Source organism: Lichenihabitans sp. Uapishka_5, from assembly GCF_033947565.1.
Classification (GTDB): Bacteria; Pseudomonadota; Alphaproteobacteria; order Rhizobiales; family Beijerinckiaceae; genus Lichenihabitans.
This window is the reverse complement of sequence record NZ_JARPVX010000120.1, coordinates 1-8,163: the sequence shown is the minus strand read 5'-3', so window position 1 is coordinate 8,163 and position 8,163 is coordinate 1. Positions and strand designations below refer to the sequence as shown.

General features: G+C 59.9%; 10 protein-coding genes. 2 read left to right on the top strand and 8 right to left on the bottom strand.

All coding sequences use genetic code 11. The annotated features are described in order from the left end of the window. Positions 1-333: 333 nt before the first annotated feature. Positions 334-1,668 carry a relaxase/mobilization nuclease domain-containing protein gene (locus tag P7D22_RS21425; protein ID WP_319936292.1) on the bottom strand — a complete coding sequence of 445 codons (1,335 nt, stop codon included), beginning with the start codon at positions 1,666-1,668 and terminating at the stop codon, positions 334-336. After that, on the bottom strand, positions 1,665-2,027 hold the full coding sequence (locus P7D22_RS21420; protein ID WP_319936291.1) for a MobC family plasmid mobilization relaxosome protein: 363 nt from the start codon (positions 2,025-2,027) through the stop codon (positions 1,665-1,667). The genes P7D22_RS21425 and P7D22_RS21420 overlap by 4 nt, the downstream gene beginning before the upstream one ends. A 534-nt stretch (positions 2,028-2,561) precedes the next feature. On the opposite strand from P7D22_RS21420, the gene P7D22_RS21415 reads away from it, so the two are divergent. After that, positions 2,562-2,795, top strand: a complete 234-nt coding sequence (locus P7D22_RS21415) for a DUF4160 domain-containing protein (protein ID WP_319936290.1) — start codon at positions 2,562-2,564, stop codon at positions 2,793-2,795. A 4-nt stretch (positions 2,796-2,799) separates the two neighbouring features. Next, positions 2,800-3,243 carry a helix-turn-helix domain-containing protein gene (locus P7D22_RS21410; RefSeq protein WP_319936289.1) on the top strand — a complete coding sequence of 148 codons (444 nt, stop codon included), beginning with the start codon at positions 2,800-2,802 and terminating at the stop codon, positions 3,241-3,243. A 690-nt stretch (positions 3,244-3,933) separates the two neighbouring features. On the opposite strand, the gene P7D22_RS21405 is transcribed toward P7D22_RS21410, so the two are convergent. The 6 genes from P7D22_RS21405 to P7D22_RS21380 all read right to left on the bottom strand — a co-directional run bounded on the left by P7D22_RS21405 (position 3,934) and on the right by P7D22_RS21380 (position 8,097). Then, positions 3,934-4,491: a hypothetical protein gene (locus P7D22_RS21405; RefSeq protein WP_319936288.1), complete on the bottom strand. Its 558-nt coding sequence runs from the start codon at positions 4,489-4,491 to the stop codon at positions 3,934-3,936. Positions 4,492-4,720: 229 nt separating this feature from the next. Further along, on the bottom strand, positions 4,721-5,230 hold the full coding sequence (locus P7D22_RS21400; RefSeq protein WP_319936287.1) for a hypothetical protein: 510 nt from the start codon (positions 5,228-5,230) through the stop codon (positions 4,721-4,723). A 180-nt stretch (positions 5,231-5,410) separates the two neighbouring features. Further along, entirely contained in the window at positions 5,411-6,079 is a 669-nt protein-coding gene (locus P7D22_RS21395; RefSeq protein WP_319936286.1) for a TIR domain-containing protein, read from the bottom strand. Between the two features lie 3 nt (positions 6,080-6,082). Continuing rightward, positions 6,083-6,499: a hypothetical protein gene (locus tag P7D22_RS21390; protein ID WP_319936285.1), complete on the bottom strand. Its 417-nt coding sequence runs from the start codon at positions 6,497-6,499 to the stop codon at positions 6,083-6,085. Next, the gene (locus P7D22_RS21385; protein ID WP_319936284.1) at positions 6,496-7,041 is read right to left on the bottom strand and encodes a recombinase family protein; all 546 of its coding nucleotides are present in this window, start codon (positions 7,039-7,041) and stop codon (positions 6,496-6,498) included. The genes P7D22_RS21390 and P7D22_RS21385 overlap by 4 nt, the downstream gene beginning before the upstream one ends. A 348-nt stretch (positions 7,042-7,389) precedes the next feature. Continuing rightward, the gene (locus P7D22_RS21380) at positions 7,390-8,097 is read right to left on the bottom strand and encodes a helix-turn-helix domain-containing protein (RefSeq protein ID WP_319936283.1); all 708 of its coding nucleotides are present in this window, start codon (positions 8,095-8,097) and stop codon (positions 7,390-7,392) included. Positions 8,098-8,163 lie beyond the last annotated feature (66 nt).

Here is an 8,163-nt window from a genome sequence, read left to right as displayed (position 1 = left end):
TCGGTGTGAACCGACAGGGCGCGGGCTACTCACTACGAAGGACGGGCCTGCAAAAAGGCCGCACAAAGCCGTGGCAAGAAATTCCTTGCAATCACTCCGGCTATGGGGGAAACTGGTTTTGCTTAGAAACTCAGTTTTGTCCGCTAGCCGGACTATCAGAAGCCCGCCCCATCGGCGGGTTTTTGTGTATCTGGGCCTAAGCCTCTCCTGGTTCGTGCCCCAATGTGAATCAGGGCGGTTCACCCGCCATGGTGCCGGAACCTTCCTGCTTCATCAAGAAGTTATTGAAACCACTAAAGATTTGAATTCCATAAGAAAACCAAGGCATCGGGCTTAGACGGCCCTCGGTGGTGCCGGCCCTGCCTGGCCGCTCGGTTTGGCCGAGTCGCGGCCTCTTCCCTTGACCTTATCCAGCTCGGCCGCGTGGTCCTGCATCTGGGCGCGGGCGCTGTCCTTCATCATGGCGAGCATCACGGCCAGCTCGGCGCGGGCGTAGCGGCGTTCGTCGGCATGGCGGGCGCGGAGCGCGAGCACATCCTGTTGCAGGGTGCGGCGGTCAACCATCTGCGTGTCGACAAGCGCCTGGTCCTCGTCACGGTCACGGAGGCGCGAAGCCGCTTCCTCCTGACCGTTCTGTTCGGACAGTCGGCCGCGCTTGCCGCTGACGCGATCCCACAGCCCCATAAGGCCGGTGCGCAACCGCACGGCGCGGTGTGCATCTTCCTGGGCGCGACGGGCTACCTGGTATGCCAGCAAGGCCAAACGGCCAGCACGGTGCGCCTGGCGCAGGGCGGCGAGCCTGGCCGCGAGCGGCTGCCTCTGACGCGCCTGGACCACCTTCAGGTCGGCCAGGCGATGCTCGACGGCCGCCGTCATCCGGACGGCCAGCACGTCGTGCACCTGGTCAATCGTCGGCAACGTCTCGGGCTTGCCGAGGCGCGCCTGGATATCGGCCTTCTTCAGCCCGGAATAGCGGGTGAGGCTCAACGCCTCGCCGCTATGATGGACGACGACGAAGCCGCGCCGATCGCCACGCGCCAGGGTGAGGGCCTGGCGCTCAAGGGCTGCCTCGAAGCTGGCGAGATTGTCGGACACCTCCCAGGCCTGGCGGATGATCTGCTTGAGGTCGCGGGGATCCTCACCCAACCGTTTCGCCTGCTGCCAGGTCGGGCGGTCGTAGTTGAGCGGGTCGGCCTGGCGCTCGTCGCGGATGCCGGCCGGCGGCTCCAAGCCCAGCTCGGCATAAAGCATCCGGCTCACGTCGCGGAGCTTCAGACGGGAATGGGAGAGTGGGAGCGCCCGGCCGCGCTCGGCGTCGATCCGCGACCAGACGCAATGCGCATGGCGGCGGCCCTCCTTCTCGTGGAATACGATCGCACGCGGCTGAGCGGACAGACCGGGAAACTTCGCCTCAATCGCGCCGGCTGCCATCTCGTACTGATCGAAATGCACCAGGGCGTCGGCTGGCGGGTTCAACGACACGGAGAAGAAGGGCTGCCGGCACCGCGTACCGATCGCGGCGGCCTCGATCTCAAGAAAAGCCCCAAGGAGGTCGCCTGACACGAAGCTGCGCAGCTCGTGCACGGTCACATGGTCGTTGTCGCGGACGTTGGCGAGGTGCGCCGCCAGGCTGCGCCCACCACTCCGCTGATTGCCCTTCAGGATCACGGATGGAAGTCGGCCGGCGGCGTGATGCTGAGCGCCCGCATCACCGAGTCCCGCATCCATCTGACGTCAGCCGCGGCATCCTCCAACGTGCGCCGTTCCGGCCAGGAACCGGCGTTGGCCTGATGGGCGAGCTGGTTGACGTTGGAGCCAATCTTGCCGAGCTGGGCCATGAGGCGGGACAACTCGACCTGATCCACGGTCGGTCGGCGCGAGCTGCGGGGCGGTTTCGCATCGAGCGCGGCGGCTTTGAAGAAGCCGCCAAGCGACAGGCCGGCACGATCGGCGCGGGCCTCAGCCTCGGCGCGCTCGGCGTCCGTCATGCGAATGGCGAAAGGATTGCGTCGCGTGGCTCGTGCCATGGCGCGGTCAACGCCTGCCGGGCGGGTCCGGCTTTCGGGTTCCGAGGGGGCGAAAGCGCCCCTTCGGTCAGGGTGCCGGGATGACATGCCCGGCTCGTGGGTCCAGGGGTGCGAAAGCCCCTGGTCGGGTCCCGGCCGAAGGCTCCGGGTGAGGGGTCCAGGGGCGCAACGCCGCCTGGTCTGGGTGCCGGGCTGAAAGGCCTGGCTTTGGGGGATGCAACGGGGGGCGAAGCTCCCCTTGCCAAGGTGGGCGTGGTGTAACCACGCACATCTTGCGGTAGTAACCAGACCGATATTAGTTCATTGCTATTAAAGATTGCATAATGCCGCTGCCAGGTGGTGCCAGCCATGGCCATGCTGGTGCTGTCGGCAGTGGAAGTCGAGAGACGTTGCTCGTCAAACAGAGCCGTTTTTGGGAACCAAAAACACATCTGGCTACCCGTACGCCAGCTTATGGCGGTTACTAGCCGACCCCGCAAAAGTTGACGGCCTATCCCTAAAAGTGCAACTATTGCATTGTGAGGATGAGTTTGCATGCCGACATTGAAACGCTTCGGCGCGGTCAGCGTGCGGATGTATGCCGACGATCATAGGCCGTCGCACTTCCACATTGTGGGACCGGACTTCCAGGTGCTGGTGCGGATTTCGGATTTGGAGGTGATCGCAGGCGAGGCAAGACCGGCCCAGATCGCGGAGGCTATGGCCTGGGCGGTCGCTCATCGAGAAACGCTAGCCCTTAGGTGGGCGGAACTGAACGAGAGAGGCTGAACCCATGCCAAGAAAGGCACTGCCCCGCATCACAGCCGTGTCAGCGGATGCGGTCCCGCTGACGCTACGCGTACATTGGGACAAGGGCGGAGAGAGCCGCGTGGACGTGTCCCGCATGGTTTCCACGTTCCGCGTTTACGAGCCGCTGCGCCATTCCCCGGAGATGTTCGGGCGCGTGCAGGTCGGCGAGCATGGCACGGATGTCATCTGGACCGACGATATCGACATGGCTGCGGACACGCTGTGGCAACTGGCCCGGGAGCAGGCCGGCACCACAATGTCGCCGGAAGCCTTTCGGCATTGGCGTGAAGGACGATCCTACACACTCGACAATGCGGCCCAGGCGCTCGGGCTCAGCCGCCGCATGGTGGCCTATTACGAACAGGGCTCGAAGCCGATCCCTCGCGTGGTAGCCTTGGCGACCCGTGGCCTTGACCTGATGCGCTGACCGCATGGTTGCATCCAAACCCAATGTGGAGCGATGGCTACGGGAATTAGTCCTGCCGACTGCTGCTGCCATGACAACCGATTCAGGGCGTGGTGTGCCGATAGCAAGGGTCTTTGCCGAGCTGCGTGACATTCATGCGCAACGGTTGGAAGACCGGGCACCCCTAAGCACAGGGCCACAGGACCGGGCAAAATTGCAGTTGGAAGACAGCGAAAGCTGACAGGTTGAAAACCGGCCCAAGTGTAATTTTGCGTAAGTGCGCCATTGCTGGTTCGGCCCTGCCGGACAGCCGGAACGGCGGCACCTGAACGCGCCAGGCGCGTAGCCCGAAGGGCGGCCAGGTCGAGGGCAGCCGTCCCGGCCGACATCGTTGCGAGGTGCTGGGGGCGCCGCCCCCAACGCCGCAGCAAGGGGCGGGTCCTCGCCGTCCTCGCCATGCTCGGGCCGAATGGCCTGCGCGTGGCTCCGGGCGGCTCCGGTCCCGGGCCGTTCCAGCCCGCCCTTGCCGCTCTGCCCCCCGCGTTCGCCACGTGGCAGGGGTGCATGACACATGCACCCTGTCTGACAAAATAGGCTCGCATTTCGCCACAGGAGCCCGCTGAAGGCCCTCTGAAGATGTCGCCGCTACATCCATAGCCTGGGAAAGCCGAGAGGCCCTTCCACGGTCAGATTTAGGGCAGTGATTGAGGCTTAAGCCGCGCTGCTGAATAGCCGTCGCCAGAAACTCTGCTTAACGGACGGCACGACCTTGGCAGGCTTCGGCGTCATGCGCTCTAGCAGGTCGAGCAAGTGCCGCCGGTTGGTTTCAGTTTCCTCGGTCAGCCGGGATCGTAGCTGCTCGATCTCGGCCGAGGAGGCCTCGTTGCAGGCGGTCAACGTAGCTATGGCAACCTCAAGTCGCTGCGCCGTCTCGGTGCGGTCGTCCGCTTTCGCTTGAAGGGCGGCACACTCACTGCGCTTCCCTTCCAACTCCGCATTCAAAACCTGAATTGTAAGTTCCAAACCCTTGATAGCGCTTCCAATTGGAGGTTCCATTGGAGCTTCCAATTCTAGTTTTGGAGCTTCCAAAGCCTTAGAAGGTCTGCGGTCATTGGCGGCCTTTTCAGGATCCAGCCAAACGAACCACTTGCCGCTATTATCCTTGTCGTACCTGTATCTTCCCTTAGCAGCACGGGCGCGAACAGTGTTCGGATGCACACCTCCAAGAAGCTGCGCGGCCTCTTCCAAACTATACCGCTGTTCGCCCAACTGTAACCTCCATTGTAACTTCCATTGGAGGCTACATTGTAAGTTACAATTTGAGGCACAGAACTGGTTAATGAAAAGTTATCAGGAACAAAGTTGATGGCATAATGGCCGTTATCGTGCGCGCATGACGTTGTAGAAGCAAAAAAATAGGTGCGTTATGATCTTTCCCGACCAAATCTGAATTCCGCATAGGTTGGACCAGAGCCTCCCAATGTTGCGGCTGCCCTAGTCAGGAGCTCACAGGCATCCGCCAGTTATTGTCAGGCGAAAACGGCCAGCCGCCTTTTGGGGTTCTTCCTTGAGAAACACTCGCACCAACCTTTGTATCAACGTAAACATCGAGCGATGAAAAAGCCTCAAAAATAGAGTTCAACGACCGAACTGGATAGGTTGATGCCGATTTCATATACCGGAACTCAAACGAGGCATGATGATCATTTAGATAATCTACTAGGAAATCCGCACCTTCGTTTATTAGACCATCTGCCTTGGATTTTTCTAAAAGATTAGAAAGATTGTGCCGTAGATTAGGACCCCGAAGTTCGTTTTCGTCATGTCCAGTAAAATACAAATAAGACTTCAAATAAAGCTCTACTGCAAACCCAGCGAGCATATGAAATGCGAGAACGAATGGTATGTCGTCCTCAGTCTGCTGTCGCGTATTGCCACCCATTATCGCCGCCATCGACTGAACATAACCGAGCGCCACGACATAGGCTCTGGCCGCATCTGAGTGCATTTCGTCTCCCATGTGAGCGAAGATAGGCAAGTTACCATATCATCGGTCGCTTCCTTTGTGCGACAGGATTTCTTGTGCAGGACTCAAGACCGATGTACCACGCGGACGGCCTTGACGTGACAATGGCTTAGCTGGTGCAAATGTCAGGTGCGCCGCTGTTTAAAAGGAACGGTTTTGGACCTACCTGCCGGCTGCTTGAGCCGCCGTGTCGATCCAATTTCCGATCTGGCTGTGACCGCTGCTAGCCCAATCGTAAATCCTCACACAGTCGGACAACCGCACTGGCACGGCGGTTCGAGGCGGGGTCATGTACGATGGCACTGATACGGCAATTTGGTGCTTCTGGTACTGCTTCCACGTGTAACTACCGTTGATGGACACCCTCTCTGCGAGGTAGAAATTTCCGTTGTCTGACTTGTAAAGCCCGAGGTAGCGCATTGGGTTCTCGCCGAGAGGGTGCGAACCTTGCGACTGGTGATGATTGATGTTGTTGAGGTGAACGCCTAGCAAGCCTTTCCCGTCGATGACGCTGCGAGCGATCTCGTACCGTACCCACGGTCTCTGCCAAGTTTGGGAACCGATCAACACGCAAACAACAGAGGAGTTTTCAACGCCGGTTCTAATGAGGGACCTTAAAGACTCCTCGCCGTCCCGTTTTCGGCTTTCCCATAGACTTTTATCGTAGAAGCCTTGCACATCTCGTCCGTTGTAGTGATCCTTTGTTTTAAATTCGCCCGACAAACGAACATTATTCACGCGCATAACATCGGCATAGTGAAAGGAAAAGAATACTTTCCGCTTCGTGCCGCTTAATTCTCTAGCGTAAATGTCTAGGATGCCTGGAGCCATTTTTTAGACCATCTTAGCTACAATCACAGCAACAAATATTGGGATATAGAATGACTTTATAGACCAGCTGTTCAATGCGCTCAAGAAACCAACATCCGGTACGCGATCTAGGGTAATTTCAAAGGTCGGCCGCTGATTCCAGTCCTCTAGCCGAATTTGCTCGAACAGATTTCTAAAGCGTCGTTCAAGGTTCAGGTATTGAGCATCAAGGAGAGAAAATACAACAACCGGGATGAAAGCAAAGTCTAACAACTGGCCTGATTTTGTCGATATCGAATATCCACAAATTGCAATTGTAATTGTTACACAGAAGTTCTTCACGCTTGCGCAGTACCCAGCCATTCGTGAAACGATAGCTTGCACCATCTCTAGGTGTTTCACACGCAGGTCAGCGATCTTCTCTAAGTCAAGGGCGTTCATCGTTTTAATGTCGTCCGTAACGTCTTCTCGTCCACGCCATAGGCACGCGCCACTAGGCGGACCGGTTCGTCGGCCGCGATCCTGGCGCGGGCCTCCGCGATCTGCTGGCCGTTCATCTTCGGCCGCCGACCCAGGTGCCGGCCGGCGGCTTTGGCGGCGGCGATGCCTTGTTCCTGCCGGCGGCGGGTACGGCGTCGCTCATGAGCGGCAAAAGACGCCATAATGTCCGCGATCAGCCGGCCATCATCGCTGCGGATGTCGAGCGCTGGCATGGCGAGGATGCGAAGCGCGATACAGCGCTTGGTCAGCTCGTCCATGAGCATGATGACCTCGCCTGTCGAGCGGCCTAGCCGGTCGATCTCCGTCACGATCAGCTCGTCCCCACCCGTAAGCCGGGCAATGAGGGCGTCAAGGCGGTACCGAGCCTTTACCCCGCTCTGCGTCTCCTCGACAACCTCCTGACAGGCCTCATGGCCGAGCGCGACACGCTGCCGGTCTAGGTTCTGGTCATCGGTCGAAATTCGGGCGTAGCCGTAGCGCATTTCTCCTGCAACCTTTCACCCGGCATAGTGCCTTGTTTGGACAGGGCTTGTCGAGACCGGGAGAAAGGTAGACCTTTTGCCCTTTTCAATGTCCGACCTGTTGCTCAACGGTGTTCCTGGTTCGATTCCCCGCTGGAAGCGGGAAGATCGTTCCTCGTCCCGATCGCCTATAGGCGCACCGTCGCGCGCAGCGTCAGGCAAGGCCCTTGCCCGAAGGGTGGCGAGGCACAGGGACCCGCGCCCTTTTTAGGGCGTGGGTGGCCGCAGCCAGGCCTTGCCAGAGCGAGCACGATGGTAAGCTGATGGCGTGAGGGGAGGAAGAGTGCCGGCGTAGCCGGCTCCATACCCTTATCTTAAAACCTTAGTTTGGGATTCAGACCGGCTGGCGGACTCACGTTGTTTCGCCTCAATGGCATCGCCCAACCGGGCCAGCACCGCGCCCATGGCGTCGTCGCCCATCCAGTCGAACAGGACACGCTGACCACAGGGTAAGGCGGCCTTGTGCGCGTCCAGCTCGGCCGTGCGCTGCTGCCGAGCATGCGTGACATCGTCCGGCAGCGGAGCCGGATGGGCCAGCCGCCCGAGAAGCTGCAAGGCCCGCTGCGGTAGGGACAACCGATAGGCGTTGCTGGTCTGCTGAACCTGCGGACCCCTGCCCTCGTTGCCGGTCGCGACATACCGCCGGAGCCAGTCAAGGAAGCCGTGCTCACGAAGCGCCTTCAAGGCTCGCACGATGGCGTCCCGCGATCGTTTGACCTTCGCCATAAGGTAATCGAGCGAAGGATCGAGGCGGCCGTTCCTGCGATCGATCAGGTTGGCGAACAGTGCCAATAGCTCCAAGGCGACATGCCCGAGTGCCCCGTTCCGTGCGCCTGGCTGTCGCGTCGCCAGCTCGTAGCGATGGGCGGCAAGCGTGATTTTCCCGACCTCCTGCCGGTCCATGCGCCGCCAGAATAGCCCCTCGCTGCGGCCTTTCAGGTGGGAGTGACGGCGTATCGATGTGCGATGTCGTTCAGCCGACGCTCCATCGAGCGCGGCCCCTAGTGATGCAAACATGCGTTGTCCTCTCGGTGTGAACCGACAGGGCGCGGGCTACTCACTACGAAGGACGGGCCTGCAAAA